This window comes from Micrococcus sp. 140720015-1, assembly GCF_053627595.1.
The window spans coordinates 143,116-162,658 of the sequence record NZ_JBSEYC010000004.1 but is presented as its reverse complement, the minus strand read 5'-3'; the positions used below and the strand labels follow the sequence as shown (position 1 = coordinate 162,658).

General features: G+C 71.8%; 15 protein-coding genes and 1 pseudogene. 8 read left to right on the top strand and 8 right to left on the bottom strand.

Translation table 11 applies throughout. The annotated features are described in order from the left end of the window. The first annotated feature begins 4 nt into the window (after window positions 1-4). From ACUXPL_RS08105 to ACUXPL_RS08095, 3 genes are all read left to right on the top strand, one after another. Window positions 5-619 (top strand): DUF3000 domain-containing protein, encoded by a 615-nt coding sequence (locus ACUXPL_RS08105; protein WP_155932988.1) that lies wholly within the window; start codon window positions 5-7, stop codon window positions 617-619. Window positions 620-685: 66 nt separating this feature from the next. Next, a complete protein-coding gene (locus ACUXPL_RS08100) occupies window positions 686-1,936 on the top strand; it encodes an HRDC domain-containing protein (protein ID WP_454183124.1) in 1,251 nt (416 codons plus the stop codon). Window positions 1,937-2,012: 76 nt separating this feature from the next. Next, a complete protein-coding gene (locus ACUXPL_RS08095; protein ID WP_454183122.1) occupies window positions 2,013-4,184 on the top strand; it encodes a 3-hydroxyacyl-CoA dehydrogenase NAD-binding domain-containing protein in 2,172 nt (723 codons plus the stop codon). 41 nt (window positions 4,185-4,225) lie between these two features. Here ACUXPL_RS08095 and ACUXPL_RS08090 read toward each other — a convergent pair whose 3' ends face one another. Continuing rightward, window positions 4,226-4,882 (bottom strand): hypothetical protein, encoded by a 657-nt coding sequence (locus ACUXPL_RS08090; RefSeq protein ID WP_369997237.1) that lies wholly within the window; start codon window positions 4,880-4,882, stop codon window positions 4,226-4,228. A gap of 94 nt (window positions 4,883-4,976) precedes the next feature. On the opposite strand from ACUXPL_RS08090, the gene ACUXPL_RS08085 reads away from it, so the two are divergent. Beyond that, entirely contained in the window at window positions 4,977-5,489 is a 513-nt protein-coding gene (locus ACUXPL_RS08085) for a Rieske (2Fe-2S) protein (protein ID WP_454183120.1), read from the top strand. Between the two features lie 7 nt (window positions 5,490-5,496). Here ACUXPL_RS08085 and ACUXPL_RS08080 read toward each other — a convergent pair whose 3' ends face one another. Genes ACUXPL_RS08080 through dxs form a run of 4 tightly spaced genes read right to left on the bottom strand, consistent with a single transcriptional unit; the run spans window position 5,497 to window position 9,343 of the window. Continuing rightward, window positions 5,497-5,835 (bottom strand): PLD nuclease N-terminal domain-containing protein, encoded by a 339-nt coding sequence (locus ACUXPL_RS08080; protein ID WP_406892236.1) that lies wholly within the window; start codon window positions 5,833-5,835, stop codon window positions 5,497-5,499. Next, the gene (locus ACUXPL_RS08075; protein ID WP_454183117.1) at window positions 5,835-6,809 is read right to left on the bottom strand and encodes an aldo/keto reductase; all 975 of its coding nucleotides are present in this window, start codon (window positions 6,807-6,809) and stop codon (window positions 5,835-5,837) included. The genes ACUXPL_RS08080 and ACUXPL_RS08075 overlap by 1 nt, the downstream gene beginning before the upstream one ends. A 3-nt stretch (window positions 6,810-6,812) precedes the next feature. Further along, the gene (locus ACUXPL_RS08070) at window positions 6,813-7,331 is read right to left on the bottom strand and encodes a hypothetical protein (protein ID WP_454183115.1); all 519 of its coding nucleotides are present in this window, start codon (window positions 7,329-7,331) and stop codon (window positions 6,813-6,815) included. Further along, window positions 7,328-9,343 carry a 1-deoxy-D-xylulose-5-phosphate synthase gene (gene dxs / locus ACUXPL_RS08065; RefSeq protein ID WP_255166029.1) on the bottom strand — a complete coding sequence of 672 codons (2,016 nt, stop codon included), beginning with the start codon at window positions 9,341-9,343 and terminating at the stop codon, window positions 7,328-7,330. Before dxs ends, ACUXPL_RS08070 begins: the two co-directional genes overlap by 4 nt. A gap of 499 nt (window positions 9,344-9,842) precedes the next feature. Between dxs and ACUXPL_RS08060 the strand changes: the two genes are divergently transcribed. The 4 genes from ACUXPL_RS08060 to ACUXPL_RS08045 all read left to right on the top strand — a co-directional run bounded on the left by ACUXPL_RS08060 (window position 9,843) and on the right by ACUXPL_RS08045 (window position 13,808). Next, on the top strand, window positions 9,843-10,430 hold the full coding sequence (locus ACUXPL_RS08060) for a YdhK family protein (protein ID WP_041103644.1): 588 nt from the start codon (window positions 9,843-9,845) through the stop codon (window positions 10,428-10,430). A gap of 89 nt (window positions 10,431-10,519) precedes the next feature. Then, window positions 10,520-12,655, top strand: coding sequence for a heavy metal translocating P-type ATPase (locus tag ACUXPL_RS08055; protein WP_454183113.1), 2,136 nt, complete (start codon window positions 10,520-10,522; stop codon window positions 12,653-12,655). A gap of 11 nt (window positions 12,656-12,666) precedes the next feature. Further along, the gene (locus tag ACUXPL_RS08050) at window positions 12,667-13,002 is read left to right on the top strand and encodes a metal-sensitive transcriptional regulator (RefSeq protein WP_271437975.1); all 336 of its coding nucleotides are present in this window, start codon (window positions 12,667-12,669) and stop codon (window positions 13,000-13,002) included. 182 nt (window positions 13,003-13,184) lie between these two features. Then, a complete protein-coding gene (locus ACUXPL_RS08045) occupies window positions 13,185-13,808 on the top strand; it encodes a CueP family metal-binding protein (protein WP_454183111.1) in 624 nt (207 codons plus the stop codon). Window positions 13,809-14,144: 336 nt separating this feature from the next. On the opposite strand, the pseudogene ACUXPL_RS08040 reads toward ACUXPL_RS08045, so the two are convergent. The 3 genes and pseudogenes from ACUXPL_RS08040 to ACUXPL_RS08030 all read right to left on the bottom strand — a co-directional run. Beyond that, window positions 14,145-14,863, bottom strand: a pseudogene (locus tag ACUXPL_RS08040) (transposase); the annotation flags it as partial. A 225-nt stretch (window positions 14,864-15,088) separates the two neighbouring features. Beyond that, complete coding sequence (acnA, locus tag ACUXPL_RS08035; RefSeq protein ID WP_255166042.1) at window positions 15,089-17,791, bottom strand: aconitate hydratase AcnA; 2,703 nt, start codon at window positions 17,789-17,791, stop codon at window positions 15,089-15,091. Window positions 17,792-17,992: 201 nt separating this feature from the next. Then, the gene (locus ACUXPL_RS08030) at window positions 17,993-19,465 is read right to left on the bottom strand and encodes a class I SAM-dependent RNA methyltransferase (protein ID WP_454183109.1); all 1,473 of its coding nucleotides are present in this window, start codon (window positions 19,463-19,465) and stop codon (window positions 17,993-17,995) included. Window positions 19,466-19,543 lie beyond the last annotated feature (78 nt).

The window sequence follows — 19,543 nt, the reverse complement described above, 5'->3', positions numbered from 1 at the left end:
GGGCATGAGCGTGATCGGGCCCCGTCGCCTCTCCGCCGCCCCCCGGGCGGTCGAGGCGCCCGTGCCGCCGGGGGTGTTCCGGCGTGCCCTGGCGGACCTGCGCGATGCGCGGCCGCGGACCGAGGTGCGGCTGCGGGAGATCCCGGCGCCCGAGGGGCAGGCGCCCTTCGCCGTCGCCCTCGCCGCCGACGTGTGCGGTGGGCCGGGGGCGACCGGCGGCGTGCTGGCCACGGGGCGGTTCGTCCTCCTGCACGACCCGGCCCCGGACGCCCGGTGGCCGGGCGGGTTCCGGGCGGTGACCTGGATCCGTGCGAGCCTGGAACCGGACGTCGCGCTGGACCAGCTGGCCGGCGCCGTCGCGTGGACGTGGCTGGTGGAGGCGCTCGAGCGCCGCCACGCCGAGCACTCCCACGCCGGCGGCACCGCGACGCGCAGCATCGCGGAGGGCTTCGGGACGCTCAGTGCGACCCCGGACACCACCGACATCGAGCTGCGCGCCTCGTGGACTCCGGCCCCGCGGGACCTCGGCTCGCATCTCGAGGCGTGGTCGGACATGATCTGCGCGTTCGCCGGCCTGCCGCCGGAGCACGCCGCGGACGTCTCCACGGCCGGCCCCTGACCGCGCGCCCGCGCCTCCGGCACACCGGGCCCCGGCCCGTCCCCGACCTCCCCGAACAGGAGCAGCATGACCGACGCCCCCGAGACGGCCGCCCCGGACGCGCCCCCGCGGCTGATCGCCACACCGGCCGGCGGAGTCCCCCGGCTCACCGACACCCGCGCGGGCCTGGAGGCCTGCGCCGCGGCCCTCGCCGCGGGGACCGGGCCCGTCGCCGTCGACGCGGAGCGCGCCTCCGGGATCCGGTACGGCCAACGGGCCATGCTCGTCCAGCTCAAGCGCGAGGGCGCCGGCATCTGGCTTGTCGACCCCGAGGCCCTCGACGGGCTGGCCCCGCTGCAGGAGGCCCTCGCGGGCGTCGAGTGGATCCTGCACGCGGCCAGCCAGGACCTGCCCTGCCTGGCCGAGCAGGGGCTGCGCCCCGATCGGCTGTTCGACACCGAGCTCGCGGCCCGGGTGGCCGGCCTGCCGCGCGTCGGCCTGGCCGCGGTCCTGGAGGAGCTGCTGGGGGTCACCCTCGCCAAGGAGCACTCGGCCGCCGACTGGTCGGTGCGCCCGCTGCCCGAGGCGATGCTCGCCTACGCCGCGCTCGACGTCGAGCTGCTCGTCCCGCTGCGCGAGGCCTTGATCGCGCGCCTCGAGGCCGACGGCAAGCTCGCGTGGGCCGAGCAGGAGTTCGAGCACGTGCGCACGGCCCCGCCGCCCGCGCCGAAGAAGGACCCCTGGCGCGGCACCTCGGGCTCCCACACGCTGCGCCGCCCCGTGCAGCGCGCGGTCCTCAAGCGCCTGTGGGAGGCCCGCGAGGACCTCGCCCGCCACCGCGACGTCGCCCCCGGCCGGCTCATCCCGGACCGGTCGATCGTCGCCGCCGCGGCCGCTCAGCCGCGCACCGTCCCCGCCCTGCGCCAGACCTCCGGCTTCCACGGCCGCGCCGCGAGCCGCGAGGCCCCGCGCTGGATCGCCGCGATCCGGGCCGGCGTCGAGGACGCCGAGCGGGGCGACGCCCCCGCGGCGCAGATCCGCACCGGGGACGGCCCGCCCCCACCCCGGGCCTGGAAGGACCGCGACCCGGTGGCGGACCGCCGCCTGCGCACGGCCAAGGCCCGCGTCGCCCGGCGGGCCGAGCAGCTGGGGATGCCCACCGAGAACCTCCTCACCCCGGACACCCTCCGGCGGATCTGCTGGGCCCCGCCCGCCCCGATCACCCCCGAGACCGTGGACGCGTTCCTGACCGAGCGGGGCGCGCGACCGTGGCAGGTGGAGAACGTCGGCGCGATCGTCACGGTCGCGCTGCTGGACCCCGATCCCGCCGACGCCTGAGCCCCCGTCGCGGCCCGCCGGATCGGTCCGTCGCGTCGCGTCGACGCGGAGGCTACCCGCCGGTAGTGTGACCCGCATGACATCCGTTTCTCTTGCTTCCTTCGACCACCTGCCCGCCCTGGCACCGGACGAGGTCGTCACCACCGTCACCGTGACCGACCACGCCCTGCCCGAGGGCGCGGGCACGCTCGCGCTGCTCACGCTGGACAACGGACAGGGGCCCCGCCGGCCCGCGACCCTGGGCCCGGCCACGCTCCTCGGCCTCGGCCGGGTGCTCGACGAGCAGGCCGCCCGGGCCGCCGCGGGCGAGATCCAGGCCCTGGCCGTGACCGGTGTGGAGGGGACCTTCGCGGCCGGGGCGGACCTGTCCCTGATCGCGAGCATCACCGACGACGTCGGCCGTGACCTGGCCCTGCTCGGCCACGCCGTCTACGACCGGCTCGCGGCCCTCGAGATCCCCACGGTCGCGCTCGTGAACGGCCTCGCCCTCGGCGGCGGCCTCGAGCTGGCCCTGGCCGCCGGACACCGCGTGGTGGCCGCCGATGCGAAGGGCTTCGGCCTGCCCGAGGTCCGGCTCGGCCTGATCCCCGGCTGGTCCGGCGTGTGGCGCGTGCCCCATCTGATCGGCCCGGAGGCCGCCGTCGACGTCGTGCTGAAGAACCCCCTCGACGACAACCGCATGCTCGACGCCCGCGCGGCGCACGGGCTCGGCCTGATGGACCGGATCGTGGAGGGGGACCTCCTCGACGCGGGCCTCGAGCTCGCCGCCGCCCTGGTCGCCGGGGACGAGTCCGTGGCGGCCGAACTGGCCGCCCACCGCGACCGCGACGTGTCCGACGCCGCCTGGGACCGCGCCCTGGCGGCGCTGGAGCGGCTGCAGGCCGCTCGCCCCGGACGCCACCTGCCGGCGCGCCGTCACCTGGAGGACCTGTTCACCGGGGCCCGCACGCGCACCCGCGCCGAGTCCGCCCAGGCCGAGGCGGACGCCCTCGGGACCCTGCTGCACTCCCCCGAGTTCCGCCGCACCGTGTACGCGTTCCTCGGCCTCGTCCAGGGCCGCGCCAAGCGCCCCGCCGGCGACCCGGGCCGCGAGCTCGCCCGCGAGGTCCGCAAGGTCGGCATCGTCGGTGCGGGCCTGATGGCCGGCCAGCTCGCCCTCGTCTTCGCCCGGCACCTGCGGGTGCCCGTCGTCATGACGGACATCGACGCCGAGCGTGTCGAGCGCGGCCTGGCGGGCGTGCGCGCGCAGGTCGAGAAGATGGTCTCCCGTGGTCGGCTCTCCGCCGAGGACGGCGAGGCCCTGGCCGGGTTGATCACCGCGGACACGGACAAGGCGGTGTACGCGGACGCCGACATCGTCATCGAGGCCGTCTTCGAGGAGCTCGAGGTCAAGCGCACCGTCTTCCGCGAGCTCGAGGGCATCGTGCGTGAGGACGCCATCCTGATGACCAACACCTCGAGCCTGTCCGTGGCCGCCATGGCCGAGGTCCTCGAGCATCCCGAGCGCCTCGTGGGCTTCCACTTCTTCAACCCGGTGGCGGTCATGCCGCTCGTGGAGATCGTGCGGACCGAGGCGACGACGGACGAGGTCGTGGCCACCGCGTTCGAGCTGACCCGCCGGCTGCGCAAGACCGGCGTGCTCGTCCACGACGCCACCGCGTTCGTGGTCAACCGCGTCCTGCTGCGCATGATGGGCGAGGTGCAGAACTCCTTCGACGAGGGCACCGACGCGCACCAGGCCGACCACGCGGTGGACCCGCTGGCCCTGCCGATGACGCCGTTCACCCTGCTGGCCATGGTCGGCATCCCCGTGGCCCAGCACGTGTCCGAGTCCCTCTCCGCGTCCTTCGGCGCGGAGCGCTTCCCGGTCTCGGCGAACCTGCAGCGCCTGATCGACGCCGGCAAGACCGCGATCTGGGCCAAGGACGTCCGCCCGGACCGGCGCGACGAGGAGGCCGCCGGCGCGACCGGCGAGCAGATCCCGGAGGCGACCGCGGCCCTGCTGGAGCAGGGCTCGACCCCGCAGACCCCCGAGGAGCTGCTGCGCCGGGTCGAGGACGCGCTGGCCGAGGAGATCGGCCTGCTCCTGGACGAGGGCGTCGTCGCGGCCCCCGAGGACGTGGACCTGTGCATGATCCTCGGTGCCGGCTGGCCCCTGCACCTGGGCGGCATCACGCCGTACCTGGACGACTGCGGGGCCGCCGAGCGGGTGAACGGGCGGCGCTTCCACCCGGCCGCGCAGGCCTGACCGGCCCGGGCCGGGCCGTCCGCGACGGCCCGGCCCACGTCTCAGGCGATCGGCAGCCCGGCGAACGTGACCACGTGCGCGTCGAGCCCGGCGGTCGCCGCGGCCCGGTCGGCCACGGGGGTGGAGGCGGTGCCGCCGCCCCAGTCGGAGGCGACCACGGCGCCGTCGCGCACCAGGTGGGCCCCCAGCTCCACACCGTCTGCGACGACGGCCACCCGCACGTCCGACCCGCCCGCGTCCGCCGGGCGCAGCTCGGCGCGGGGCGCGCGCAGCCCGCCCTGCAGGGGCGAGGCCTCCTCGAGCCGGTCCACGGCGAGCGGGCCCTCGGCGGCGACCCGCGCGAGGAGGAGGTACTCCGCGTACGAGGGCAGCACCGCGGCGTCGATGCCGGCCCGCTCACGGTCGATGCGCACCCGCTGGGCACCGGCGGAGTCCTCGTGGGTCGTCCAAGCCCAGCCGTCGCCGTCGGGCGTGAAGCCGACCTGCGTCTGGGCGAGGTAACGCTCGGGCAGACCGCCGCGGGCGGCGCGCTGGGCGGGCGTGGGGGCGAAGCCCGTCCGGGTGGTCAGCACGCCGTCCTCCAGCACCCGGTGCAGGAAGCCGACGTGCACGTCGTCGAGGGTCACGGCCTCCCACCGCTCGAAGGGGGTGAGGTCGAAGCGGGCGGCGCCGGTGGGGCGCGGGGCGGGGTCGGTCACGGCGGTGCTCCTGAAGCTCGGGGGTCCGTCCCCCCGATCCTCGCACCCGTGGGGCCCGGTCGCATCCGCCCTCGCCGCGGGCGATAATGGGTCGATGACCACGCAGGACTCCCCCCTCATCCCGAACTCCTCCCGGTCCGCCTGCTGCGGCGGCCACGCCCGCCCGGACACCTCGCGCCGCACCGTCCTGGGCCGCGGCGCCGCCGTCGCCGCCGCGGGTGCCGGCGCACTCGCGCTGGCCGGCTGCACGGACCAGCTGCGCGAGAAGGACACCGCGCAGGACCACTACACCGGCTCCGACGCCGTCGACGCGCTGCCCGCCGCCGAGCTGCCCGTGGGCGCGTCCCGCGAGGTCCAGGTGCAGGGCCGGACCCTGATGATGCACCGCGTGGACGAGACCACGGTGACCGCCTTCACCAACGTGTGCACGCACCAGGGCTGCCTGCTCCAGGTCGTGGACCGGCAGGAGGGCCCGGCCTATGCGTGCCCCTGCCACGGCTCGCATTTCGACGTCACCTCGGGCAAGCCGTTCGGCGGCCCGGCCCGCCAGGCCCTCATGGACTACGACGCGGCCGTCGTCGACGACCGAATCGTCGTCAAGCTCTGAACCCGGCTCACTCCTCCGGCGCGCCGAAGCGCCGGCGCGGGGGCACCACGACGGCGGAGCGGTCGTTGGGGTCCCACGCCGGCTGCTCGCGCCGCCGGGCCGGGTAGTAGTGGTGCCGCCACCAGAACCAGATGAGCGCCCCCAGCACCGGCAGCAGCAGCATGAGGCCGACCCACGGCAGGCGTGCCCGGGCGTCCAGGGGGCTGCGGCCCAGCGAGACGAAGCCGGCCACCCACAGCGCGCCGGCCACGACGGACACGGTCCAGCCCAGGGCGGCCTCCCCCGGCGTCGGCACGAGCGGGTTCGCGGCCGCCGCGGCGGCCGCGCCGGTCAGCGCGCCGGCCATCAGAAGAGCGCGACCTTCTCCGGGCCCGGGAACAGAGCGTCCAGCTCGGCCAGGTCCTCCGCGGTGGCGAGCCAGTCGGCCGCCGCCGCGTTCTCCACGACCTGCGCGGGACGGGTGGCGCCGGCGATCACGGAGGACACCGGTCCCTGCGCCGCCAGCCACCCGATCGCGGCCTGGACCTCGGTGATCCCCCGCTCCCGGGCGAACCGACCGAACGCGGCCAGCTGCTCCAGGTCGGCGTCGGCCACCATGTGCTGGCGCACGTGGGACAGGCGCGAGCCCTCGGGGGCGTCGCCCTGCGAGTACTTGCCCGTGAGCAGCCCGTTGGCCAGCGGGAAGTACGGCAGGAAGCCGAGCCCGAACTCGGCCGCCGCCGGGACCACCTCGAGCTCGGCCCGGCGGTCCAGCAGGTTGTAGTGGTTCTGCGCGGACACGAAGCGCTCCACGCCCAGCTCGCGCGCCACGTACTCGGCCTGGGCGATCTGCCACCCGGCCCGGTTCGAGTGGCCCACGTAGCGGACCTTCCCGGCCCGCACGAGGTCGTCGAGCGCGCGAAGGGTCTCCTCGATGGGCGTGGCCGGGTCCGGGGTGTGGAACTGGTAGAGGTCGATCCAGTCGGTGCCGAGGCGTCGCAGGGAGTCCTCGACGGCGCGCACGATGTACCGGCGTGAGCCCCGCGCGCCGCCGTCGTCACCGGCGACACCGCCCATGTCCATGCCGAACTTGGTGCCGATCACCACCTCGTCGCGGCGGGCGCCCAGGGCGCGGCCGAGCCGCTCCTCGGACAGGCCGGGCTCGGCGCCGTAGATGTCGGCGACGTCGAAGAAGGTGATGCCGGCGTCGAGCGCGGCGTGGACGACGGCGTCGGTGCCGGCCTGCTCCAGTGTGGCGGTCCCGGGGCGGCCGAGGTTGTTGCAGCCCAGGCCGACGACGGAGACGGTCAGCCCGGAACGGCCGAGACGGGTGTGGCGCACGGGTCAGCCCTCCTGCTCTGCGGTGCGGACGTCCACCTTGTTCGGCTGCACGCCGTCGGCGCGCTTGGCGGCCGCCGGGATCTCGGCGGCGGCCTTACGGGCGTGGGGGGTCCGGACGCGCAGCACGAGGGCACCGACCTCCTCGACGACCTCCTCGACCTCGCCGAGACCGCGCCAGGCCAGCTGGTGGGTCACCTCGACGCGCAGCCGCTCGACGGTGCGCCGCTCGATCGCCGTGGCCTCCCGGCCGCGGAGCCGGTAGGCCACCGGCAGCACGGCGAAGGTCGCGGGGTCCGCCTCGGCGAAGCCCTCCTCCGCGCCCTGCGCCACGAACGCGGCCAGCAGCTGATCACCCTCGGCCTGGTCGGCCAGGGGCTGCTCCCCGACGGTGCCGGGCTGGCCGACCCGGCCGTGGTGGACCACGAACTCCCCGGCCTCCGCGTCGGCCCATGCCTCGCGGTACTCGAAGAGCCGGGTGCCGTCGTCGCCGACGGTCTCACGGTACAGCCGGACGATGCTCATGCCTGCTCCTGGTGGTGGGGGGCGGCCGCGTCCTCGGGGACGGGCCGGGCGTACGGGACCTTGGCGCCGAGGACCTGGGCGACGGTGTCCTGGGTGATGCGCTGCGCGGTGAGGCCCACGCGGGCCAGCACCTGCTCGCGGCTGCCGTGGGCGAGGAACTCGACCGGCAGGCCGACCTCGTTCAGGGCGGTGTCCACGCCGGCCGCGCGCATTTCCTGTCGGATCCGCGAGCCGACGCCGCCGGCCCGCACCCCGTCCTCGAGGCACACGACGATCCGGTGGCGGGCGGCCGTGTCGATCACGGACCGAGCCACGGGCAGGACCCAACGCGGGTCGATCACCGTGGCGCTGATGCCGTGCCGCTCGAGCCGTTCGGCGACGTCGAGGCCGAGCTCGGCCATCGCACCCACCGCCACGATCAGCACGTCCCGCTCGGCGCCGTCGCGTCCGCCGGCCTCGCCGCGCCGGGCGAGCACGTCCGTGCCGTCCGACAGCCGCTCCAGGGCGCGCACCGGCTCGCCGACCGAGCCCTTCGCGAACCGCACCACGGTGGGCGCGTCCTCGACGGCGACGGCCTCGCGCAGCTCCTCCCGGAGCGTGTCCGCGTCGCGGGGCGCGGAGATCCGCAGCCCCGGGACCGACTGCAGCAGGGCCAGGTCCCACATGCCGTGGTGGCTCGGGCCGTCCGGCCCGGTGACGCCCGCGCGGTCCAGCACGAACGTCACCCCCGCACGGTGCAGGCCCACGTCCATGAGCACCTGGTCGTAGGCGCGGTTGAGGAAGGTCGCGTAGACGGCCACCACGGGGTGCAGACCGCCGAAGGCCATGCCGGCGGCCGAGGTGACCGCGTGCTGCTCGGCGATGCCGACGTCGAACACCCGGTCCGGATGGGCCAGCGCCATCGGGGCCAGCCCCACGGGGTTCTGCATGGCGGCGGTGATGGCCACGACGTCCGGCCGCTCGTCCGCGATCGCGACCATCTCCTCGCCGAACACGGAGGTCCAGGACTGGGCCGTCGACGAGGTGATGGGCTCGCCCGTGGAGGGGTCGATCACGCCGATGGCGTGGAACTGGTCCGCCTCGTGCGCGACCGCCGGCGGATAGCCGTGCCCCTTCTCGGTCATCGCGTGGACGATCACGGGCCCGCCGTACGCCCGCGCGTCCTCGAGGGCCTCCTCCATCGCGGTGAGGTCGTGACCGTCGACCGGGCCGATGTACTTCATGCCCAGGTCCTCGAACAGGCCCTGCGGCGCCCAGAGGTCCTTGAGGCCCTTCTTCGCCGCGTGCAGCGGCCGGTACACCAGCTCGCCCGCGAGGCCGGCCTCCTGGAGGCGGTGCTTGAGGTAGTCGAGGGTCTGCTCGTAGCGGTGGTGGGTGCGCACCTTGTCCAGCACCCCGCGGCGCAGTCCGCCCAGGTGCTCGGCGACGCCGCCCACGGTGGGCGCGTACGAGCGGCCGTTGTCGTTGACGACGATCACCACGCGCCGGTCCCGGCCGGCGGCGATGTTGTTGACGGCCTCCCAGGCCATGCCCCCCGTGAGCGCGCCGTCGCCGATCACGGCCACCACGGTGCGGTCCCCCTGCCCGGTCTGCGCCCAGGCCCGCGCGATGCCGTCCGCCCAGGAGAGCGAGCTGGAGGCGTGCGAAGACTCCACCACGTCGTGCTCGGACTCGGTGCGGTCGCCGTAGCCGGACAGGCCCCCCTCTTGGCGGAGCGTCGTGAAGTCCTGGCGCCCCGTGAGCAGCTTGTGCACGTACGACTGGTGGCCCGTGTCGAAGATGACCGCGTCCTTCGGCGACTCGAACACGCGGTGCACGGCCAGCGTCAGCTCGACGACACCCAGGTTCGGTCCGAGGTGGCCGCCCGTCTTGGAGACGTGGGCGATCAGGTAGGCGCGGATCTCCGCCGCCAGCGCGGTCAACTGGTCCTCCGTGAGGGCCGACAGGTCCGCCGGGCGGGCGATCTGCGGCAGCAGCGGGGCGCCGGGGCTCGTGGGGGGCAGATGTTCCATGGTCCGACCAGCGTACTCCGCGGGTCCGCACCCGGGCGGGACGCGGGCGGCGGCCCGCGCGGGCGGGCCCCGTGGATCAGGCCTTCGCGGCGATCTGACGGAGCACGTACTGAGACATGCTTCGCTCTGCCTGGCGATAGTTGCACAGCTTCCGTCGGCTCTCAGGATCCCTGTCTCGATGGGACGCCCGACGATGCAACCGTACAAGACCAATTTCTCTTGGGTGATCGGCGGTACTGGGATCGTCTCCTCACCACGGTGATGTTCACGAGACGACGCAGCCGATCCCGTCACGACGGCGAGCGAGGTGAGCCCGTCCGTTCGGGCCTCGATTCCATCTGCGACCAGAGCCGCCGAGCCGATGTTCCATCGCAGCCTCAGCGCTGCCACCCCGGGTCGATTGGATCTTGGCCGGGCGATTCCACGCCCGCCGATCGACATCGACTTGATACCCGGGAGGGGTATAGCGTTGACTGGACCAGAACGAACAGGAGACTTCATGCGCAAGCACCTCATGACCACCGTCGCCGCAGGAGTGCTCGGAGGAGCGCTCGTGTTCACCGGCTGCAGCACCGGCGGCGACCAGGACCAAGGGACCCCCTCGACGACCAGCCAGCACGAGGGCCACGGCAGCAGCTCTGACAGCGGCGGGATGGAGCATCCGATGGACGGCGGCCCCGCCCCCGAGGGCATCGAGACGGCTGCGTCGCCCACATACCCGGTCGGCACCGAGGTCACGCTCACCGCCGACCACATGGAGGGCATGGACGGTGCGAACGCGACGATCGCCGGCGCGTACGACACGTACACCTATGCGGTGGACTTCACGCCGTCCGCAGGCGGGGAGCCGGTCAAGGATCACAAGTGGGTCGTCCAGCAGGAGATCAAGGACGCCGGAGATGAACGTCTGGCCGACGGCACCGAGGTCACTCTCGAGGCCGAACACATGGAAGGCATGAAGGGCGCGAAGGCGACCATCGCCTCCTCCACCGAGGAGACCGTCTACATGGTCGATTACGAGTCCGACGGCATGACGATGACCAACCACAAGTGGGTCGTCGAGAGCGAGCTCAAGCCGGCCTCCTGAGCCGATCGCCGCGGGCGCGCTGAAGGTCCGCGGCGAAATACGACCCGATCGAAGGAAAGATCGGGGAATGACGAGGGGAAGCGAAGAGCATGACGGACCCGACCACGCATCACCATGACCACGCCGGCGTCGCGACCACCGAGTCCGGCCACCGTGACGACTCGCGCGCCGAGAACGAAGACCACACCATGGAACACGGTGACCACGCCGGGCACGGTCATCACGGCGGTGGTCACGCGGGCCACGGCGACCACGTCGGCCAGTTCCGGCGGCTGTTCTGGATCAACCTGATCATCGCCATCCCGGTGGTCGCGTTCTCCCCCATGTTCGCCATGCTCCTGGGCTACTCGGTCCCCAGCTGGGCGGGCTGGGTCGCCGCAGTCCTCGGCTCCGTCATGTACGCCTGGGGCGGCACCCCATTCCTCACCGGTGCTGTCAGCGAGCTGAAAAGCCGCCAGCCGGGGATGATGCTGCTCATCGCGCTCGGCATCACCGTAGCGTTCCTCGCCTCCTGGGCCGCCACTGTCGGTCTCGTCCACCCCGAGCTCGAGTTCTGGTGGGAGTTGGCGCTGCTGATCGTCATCATGCTGCTGGGCCACTGGATCGAGATGCGCTCACTGGCCCAGACCACCTCGGCGTTGGACTCCCTCGCCGCGCTGCTCCCTGACGAGGCTGAGCGTATAGAGGGAGACGACGTCGTCAAGGTCGACCCGGCAGAGCTGCGCGTCGGCGACGTCGTCATCGTCCGGCCTGGCGGCAGCGTCCCCGCCGACGGCACCATCGTCGACGGCCGCGCCGACATGGACGAGTCCATGATCACCGGCGAATCACACCCCGTCGCCCGCGGCGAGGGCGAGAACGTCACCGCCGGCACCGTGGCCACCGACTCCGGCCTGCGCGTAGAGATCACCGCCACCGGCGACGACACGGCTCTGGCAGGCATCAACAGGCTCGTCGCCGAGGCGCAGGGCTCATCCTCCCGTGCCCAGCGCATCGCCGACCGGGCTGCGGCCCTGCTGTTCTGGTTCGCCCTCGGAGCTGCGCTGATCACCGCCGTCGTCTGGACGCTCTTCGGGCTCCCCGACGACGCGGTCGTTCGCACCATCACTGTCCTCGTCATCGCCTGCCCCCATGCGCTGGGTCTGGCGATCCCTCTGGTCGTGTCCATCGCCACCGAGCGCGCCGCCCGCGGCGGCGTCCTGATCAAGGACCGCCTCGCCCTGGAGTCCATGCGCCAGGTCGACGCGGTGCTCTTCGACAAGACCGGCACCCTGACCAAAGGCGAGCCCACCGTCACCGGCGTGGAGCCGACCGGCGGCCTGAATGCCGAACAGCTCCTCGCCCTGGCCGCGTCCGCCGAGGCCGACAGTGAGCACCCCCTCGCCCGGTCCATCGTCACCGCCGCCAAGGAGAAGGGCCTCGCCGTCGAACCGGCCAGCGGGTTCACCTCCTCCCCGGCGGTCGGCGTCACCGCGACGGTGGCCGACCATGAGATCCGCGTCGGCGGACCCCGTCTGCTCGAGGAGACCGGCCAGGACGAGATCGGTGTCGCCGACGAATGGCGGGCAGAGGGTGCGATCATCCTGCACGTCCTCCGCGACGGCAAGGTCATCGGCGGTCTCAAGCTCGCCGACGAGGTTCGCCCAGAGTCCCGCGACGCCGTCGATGCGCTCCATCAGCTCGGCGTCGAGGTCGTCATGATCACCGGCGACGCGGAAGCCGTGGCGAACGAGGTGGGAAGAGAGCTCGGCATCGACCGGGTCTTCGCCGGCGTCCGCCCCGAGGACAAATCCACCAAGGTCGACCAGCTGCAGAAGGAGGGCAAGAAGGTCGCCATGGTCGGCGACGGCGTCAACGACGCCCCTGCCCTGGCCCAGGCCGACGTCGGCATCGCCATCGGGGCCGGCACCGACGTCGCCATCGCCTCTGCAGGTGTCATCCTCGCCAGCTCCGACCCGCGTAGCGTGCTCTCGGTGATCCAGCTCTCCCGTGCCGCATACCGTAAAATGAGGCAAAACCTGTGGTGGGCTGCAGGGTACAACTTGCTCTCTGTGCCGCTCGCGGCTGGCGTGCTCGCACCCGTCGGCTTCGTCATGCCGATGTCAGTAGGTGCGATCCTGATGTCGATCTCCACCGTCGTCGTCGCGCTCAACGCCCAGCTGCTGCGTCGCATCGACCTCGCCCCAGCTGCCAGCACCCGCTCCGTCCTGGAGCACCAGAAGTGAAGGACACACCCGTGACCACTGAAACTGCAGCCGATGAGACCGGTACCGACACCGGAGCCCATCGGCACGGCTACATCAGTGACAAGGACCGCTACCGCAACCGCATGAAGCGTATCGAAGGCCAAGCCCGCGGCATCACGAAGATGATCGACGACGAAAAGTACTGCATCGACATCCTCACCCAGGTCTCGGCCCTCACCCGCGCCCTGCAAGGAGTGGCGACCGGTCTGCTCGATGACCACCTCAAGCACTGCGTGCTCGACGCCGCCAAGAAAGGCGATGAAGACGCGGCCATCGCCAAGATCCAGGAGGCCACCGACGCCATCAATCGCCTCGTGCGCTCCTGACACCATCCGATGTCGTCAACACAGGGTGCCTCGGACCGGTGGGCCCCAGATCAGGACAAGGCTCTTGATGTCTCCGGGCAGGCGTGCTTTGCACGTCGTCGCGCCCTTGGCACCGGCGAACTCGGGATGCCTTCTGTCTAACCTGACGACATGAACACGTTCACCTGAGAAAAGAGTTGGGCATGCCACTTGCCATTGTTGCTCCGATCCAGTCCTCCAGGAGCCGCCTGAGGATCTGCGCGGCCTTCACCGGTCTGGCGACCAGCGCCGTCCTCCTGCTCAGCGGCTGTGCTGATGCGGGACCGTCCGCTGATGCAGGATCCGATCACTCACTGGTGGTCGAGCACAATCTAGACGGATTGAATGCTCGCGAGATCATCAAGCGCCTCGACTCAACGAAGGTGACAGATCGCTCGTCTGAATTCATCGCGTCGATTGAACCCGACCAGCTTGTACTGACCGACGATCAGAACAATCAGACCACCGTGCCGATGCCAGAAGACGAGTTCTACGTCTCTATCGCCCCGTATCGCAGCCAGACTCACGAATGCTACTTCCACAGCCTCACGACCTGCACCGGCGAACTCGCCAATACTGACGTCCACGTCACCGTGGTCGAGGCGACGTCCGGGGAGACCCTCCTCGATGAAACGCTGACGACGTACGACAACGGATTCGTCGGGGTCTGGCTGCCGCGTGGAATTGACGCTACTCTCACTGTCTCAGCTGAAGGCCGCACCGCGAAAAAGGCCATCTCGACCCGCCCCGACGACCCCACCTGCTTGACCGGTCTTCAGCTGGTTTAAGGCCCAGGCCTCATGCTCCTCTGCAGCGCCGACAGATCAGGCGTCGAGACGTCCCATCCTTGGACTCCCACAGGGTCTCGGCGTCCCGATGTGAGGATTCGCCCGAGAGCCGGCTTCAGAGTCATCGCAGGGCATCACCACACCGGGCTGAAGCCTCGTCGACCAATATCAACCAGTGCCAACTGAAGAGCACTACATCGCTCACGCCGCTTCACGACGTGCATTTCGGGGGATCCTCTCTGTCCAGGTCCTCACGCTCATACCTGCCGGTGCTGAGCCTCGCCGAGCTTCTCGAGCACTTGACCTGGATCGTCGATCCGTTCGAACACGCCACTCGGGCGTGTCCGACAATGCCGTTGACCACGCGAGCACAGCATCCAGGACCACGGCAGCCCGGTAGACGATCGCGTACTTGTCGTACCTGCTCGCCAAGCCCCGGCCATTGCTTCAGGTGCACGTACTGGCCCTCGATCACGTTCCGGTCTTACTCAGCCTCCGAGTCCAGGACCACGGGTCGGCCGCCGGCTGAGCCGCGGCGTCTGCGGTGGCCCTGCTGGTCAGCCGGTTCGGGGATGACGGCCTTGAGGCCACGGGCGCGCAGATGGGTGCCGATCGCCCGCGATGAGTACGCCCTCTAGCCCAGCACCGTCGACCAGCTGATGGGTCTTCGTGCTCAGCCCGCTCCGTGAGCGCCCGAGGCCGTGGTCGGCGGGCTCTTCACGCGGATTCCTTGTCGTTCGATCCAGCCCCCTGTGAGCCGGATGGTGTTCCTCGCGTGTTGATGTGCGTAGGCGTTCGTGGAGTCCACCGAGACCGACCAATCGATCAGGCCTTCGGCCTCCGCTGCGGGGTCAGTGTTGCCAGCACCGTGTCCCAGGTGCCCTCTTCGGTCATGCGCCGGTGCCAGGTCCACACTTCTCTGCCAGGGCCCGTAGACCTCGGGCAGGTCCCGCCAGGGGATCGATGCACCTGTACCGGTGGATGATGGCGTCGAGCATCGTGCGGGTATCGGCGAACGGCCGGCCCTGCCGGCCTGTGGGGGCGTGGGAGAGCATCTAAAACCGGGACGTGTCTTCGAGGGTGCCGGCCGCCCCCGGCGTCATTGTCAGACACGCCCTAGGCCCGTCTGGTCCAAGGGTTGGCCGGACTCTGCACTGGGGGATGAAGAACGGTCGTGCACCGGAGTCGGCCCCGGCGCCCACGACGGCGGCCCGCCGCCCTCCGTGCGGAGGGCGGCGGGCCGCCGTCGTGGTGCCCGCGCGCGGGCGGTGTCCCGTGGATCAGGCCTTCGAGGCGATCTGACGGAGCACGTACTGCAGGATGCCGCCGTTGCGGTAGTACTCGGCCTCACCGGGGGTGTCGATGCGGACGACCGCGTCGAACTCGGTGACCTTGCCGTCCTCGCCGGTGGCCGTGACCTTCACGGTCTTCGGCGTGGTGCCCTCGTTGAGGGCGGTGATGCCGGAGATGTCGAAGGTCTCGGTGCCGGTCAGGCCCAGCGAGTCGGCGTTCTCGCCCTCGGGGAACTGCAGCGGCAGCACGCCCATGCCGATGAGGTTCGAGCGGTGGATGCGCTCGAAGGACTCGGTGATCACAGCCTTGACGCCCAGGAGCGCGGTGCCCTTGGCCGCCCAGTCACGGGAGGAGCCGGAGCCGTACTCCTTGCCGCCCAGGACCACCAGCGGGGTGCCCTGCTCGGCGTAGTTCTGCGCCGCGTCGTACACGTAGGCCTGCGGGGCGCCCTCCTGGGTGAAGTCGCGGGTGAAGCCGCCCTCCACGCCGTCGAGCAGCTGGTTCTTGATGCGGATGTTCGCGAACGTGCCGCGGATCATCACCTCGTGGTTGCCACGACGGGAGCCGTAGGAGTTGAAGTCCTTGCGCTGCACGCCGTTCTCCAGCAGGTAGCGGCCCGCCGGGGTGTCCGACTTGAAGGAGCCGGCCGGGGAGATGTGGTCCGTGGTCACGGAGTCGCCCAGCTTGAGCAGGACACGGGCGCCGGAGATGTCCGACACCGGGTCCGGCTGCATGGTCATGCCCTCGAAGTACGGGGGCTTGCGCACGTAGGTGGACTTCTCGTCCCACTCGAAGGTAGAGCCCGAGGGGGTCTCCAGGGACTGCCAGCGCTCGTCGCCGTCGAAGATCGTGGCGTACTGCGAGGTGAACATCTCGGTGTCGATCGACGCGTCGATGATCTTCTGGACCTCGGTCGGGTCCGGCCAGATGTCCTTGAGGAAGACGTCGTTGCCCTCGGTGTCCTGGCCCAGGGCCTCGTTCTCGAAGTCGAAGTCCATGGTGCCCGCCAGGGCGTAGGCGACCACCAGCGGCGGGGAGGCCAGGTAGTTCATCTTCACGTCCGGGTTGATGCGGCCCTCGAAGTTGCGGTTGCCGGAGAGCACCGCGGTCACGGACAGGTCGTTCTCCTGGATGGCCTCGGAGATCTCGGACTCCAGCGGGCCGGAGTTGCCGATGCAGGTGGTGCAGCCGTAGCCGACCACGTTGAAACCGAGGTCGTTGAGGGACTCGCGCAGCCCGGACTTCTCGTAGTAGTCGGTCACCACGCGGGAGCCCGGGGCCACGGAGGTCTTCACCCACGGCTTGGACTTCAGGCCCTTGGCGACCGCGTTGCGGGCCAGCACGCCGGCCGCCATCATCACGGACGGGTTGGACGTGTTGGTGCACGAGGTGATCGAGGCGATGGACACGGCGCCGTGGTCCAGCTGGAACTGGCGGCCGTCCGCCATGGCCACGTCCACGAGCTTGGACGGGCGGCCCTCGCCGGCCTCGTCCTGCGTGGCGTAGTTGTGCAGGTCCTTGCGGAACTGGTCCTTGGAGTCGGTGAGCTCGATGCGGTCCTGGGGACGCTTCGGGCCGGAGATGGAGGGCACCACGGTGGACAGGTCCAGCTCGAGGTACTCGGAGTAGGCGACCTCGGCGGACGGGTCGTGCCACATCCCCTGCTCCTTGGTGTACGCCTCCACGAGGGCGACCTGCTCCTCGGAGCGGCCGGTCAGGCGCAGGTAGTCGAGGGTGACCTCGTCGATCGGGAAGATCGCGGCGGTGGAGCCGAACTCGGGCGACATGTTGCCGATGGTGGCGCGGTTGGCCAGGGGCACGGAGCCGACGCCCTCGCCGTAGAACTCGACGAACTTGCCGACCACGCCGTGCTGGCGGAGCATCTCGGTGATGGTCAGCACCACGTCGGTCGCGGTGGCGCCGGACGGGATGCTGCCGGTCAGCTTGAAGCCCACGACCCGCGGGATCAGCATGGACACGGGCTGGCCGAGCATCGCGGCCTCGGCCTCGATGCCGCCGACGCCCCAGCCGAGCACGCCCAGGCCGTTGACCATGGTGGTGTGCGAGTCGGTGCCGACGCAGGAGTCCGGGTAGGCGCGCAGCACGCCGTCGACCTCGCGGGTCATCACGGTGCGGGCCAGGTTCTCGATGTTGACCTGGTGGACGATGCCCATGCCCGGGGGGACGACCTTGAAGTCGTCGAAGGCGGTCTGGCCCCAGCGCAGGAACTTGTAGCGCTCGCCGTTGCGCTCGTACTCGATCTCCATGTTCCGCTCGATGGCGGCGTCGTTGCCGAAGGAGTCGATCTGCACGGAGTGGTCGATCACGAGCTCGGCCGGGGAGAGCGGGTTCACGCGCTCCGGGTCGCCGCCCAGGTCCTGGATGGCCTCACGCATGGTGGCCAGGTCCACGACGCAGGGCACGCCGGTGAAGTCCTGCATGATCACGCGCGCCGGCGTGAACTGGATCTCGGTGTCCGGCTGGGCGTCCGGGTCCCAGGCGGCCAGGGCCTTGATCTGGTCGGCGGTCACGTTGGCGCCGTCCTCGGTGCGCAGCAGGTTCTCCAGCAGCACCTTCAGGGAGTAGGGCAGCTTCTGCGCCCCCTCGACCTTGTTCAGACGGAAAATCTCATACTCGGCGCCCTTGACGTCCAGGACGCCCTTGGAGCCGAAGCTGTCGACGGTGGTCACGAGAGGACTCCTCTTCCCGCCCGGTTTCCTCCGGGCGCTCGTCCAGTGGGGGGTGGTCACCCGCGGCCGCGGACCGCGCGCCGTCCGGGACGGGCGTCGTCTGCGTCACAGGTGCCGCACTGTGTCCCAGGGTACCGCGCCGGTCGCGTGTGACGCGGGCATGGCGCGCGGCGGCCCGCAGGCCGCCGCGCGGGCGCCGGATCAGATCTCGACGACGGCCGGGGCCGGTGCGCTCTGGGCGGCCGGCACCAGCACGGTCACCGACTCGAGGTGGTGCGTGTCCGGGTAGAGGTCGAACACGCGGGCGCGCTCCACCTCGTAGCCCCCGTCGCGCAGCCACGCCAGGTCGCGGGCGAACGAGGCGGGGTCGCACGAGACGTACACGATGCGGCCCGGCTCGAGCGCGAGGATGCGCTCGATCGCCCGCCGCCCCGCGCCGGCCCGCGGCGGGTCCAGGACGACGGTGTCCAGCGCGGCACCGCCGAGGCCGCCGTCGGCCACGGGGCGCTCGGGGTACTTCAGCCAGCTGCCGAGCACCTTGTCCGTGGGGCCGTTGAGCACCGAGGCCTGCGGCTGGTCGTGCAGGTTGCGGCGGGCGTCCTTCGAGGCCTGGCGGGAGGCCTCCACCGAGTACACGCGGCCCTCGGGGCCCACGGCGTCCGCCAGGTAGGCACTGAACAGGCCGGCGCCGCCGTAGAGGTCGGCCACGATCTGGCCCGGCTCGACGCGCGCGTCCTCGAGCACCGCGTCCACGAGGGTGGCCGGGGCGTGCTGGTGGACCTGCCAGAAGCCGTCGCCCGTGACGCGGAAGCGCTTGGTGCCGCCGCGCTCGGACTCCACGGTCTCCTCGACCCAGGTCTTGCCGGTGATGCGCTCGACCTTGACCGGCTGGAACCGCTTCGGGCCGGGCAGGGCCAGGCCGGTGGAGACGTCCACGTCGCACGCATTGGCCGCCTGGCGGATCCGGGTGCGCAGCCGGCCCAGCTTGGCCTCGTCCGCCCGCGTCTGCGGGGTGGGCGTGACCAGCACGAGGGGACGGGAGCCGGAGGCCGGCGTCGCGACGTCCACGCGGGCGGCCCCGGTGAAGTCCCAGTCCCACAGGGCGAGCGCGTCGAGGGCGGGCACGCCGAGCGGCATGTTGCGCACGGGCAGGAGGGTCGCCGAACGGTAGGCGTGCATTGCGATGTGCCCCTGGGGGGTCACCGCGAACGCGTTGCGGGTGCGCCAGCGCTGGCCGGTGGGCTCGTCCTCGGCGCCGGCGAAGCACACCTCGGGCTCCACCGCGAGGTCGGCGATGCGGTGCACCGTGTCCCGGAAGACCTGGGCCTTGAGCCGGCGCTGGTGCGGGACCACGATGTGGCCGAACTCGGCGCCGCCCACGGGCGGGCGGCCCGAGGCGTGGGCGCGCAGCATGTCGGCCAGCTTCCACTGGTGGATGCGGCGGAACTCGGAGGGCCGCAGCACCTCCACGACGTCGCCGCGCCAGAAGCGGGCGCCCTCCTCGGCCTCGGTCAGGGCCACCCGAACCTTCTCGCCGGGGACGGCGTGGCGCACGAAGACGACCCGCCCCTCGTGCCGGGCCACGCAGTGGCCGCCGTGGGCCATGGCCCCGACCTCCACCTCGATGGTCCCTCCGATCCCGGTGACGTCTGTGGACGTGTCGACGACTGCCATGTCTGGCTCCTCTCGCATCGCAGCGCGCTTCAGGTCTTGCCCTGAGCATCGACTGGTCAGATCATCATCATCCTTGCA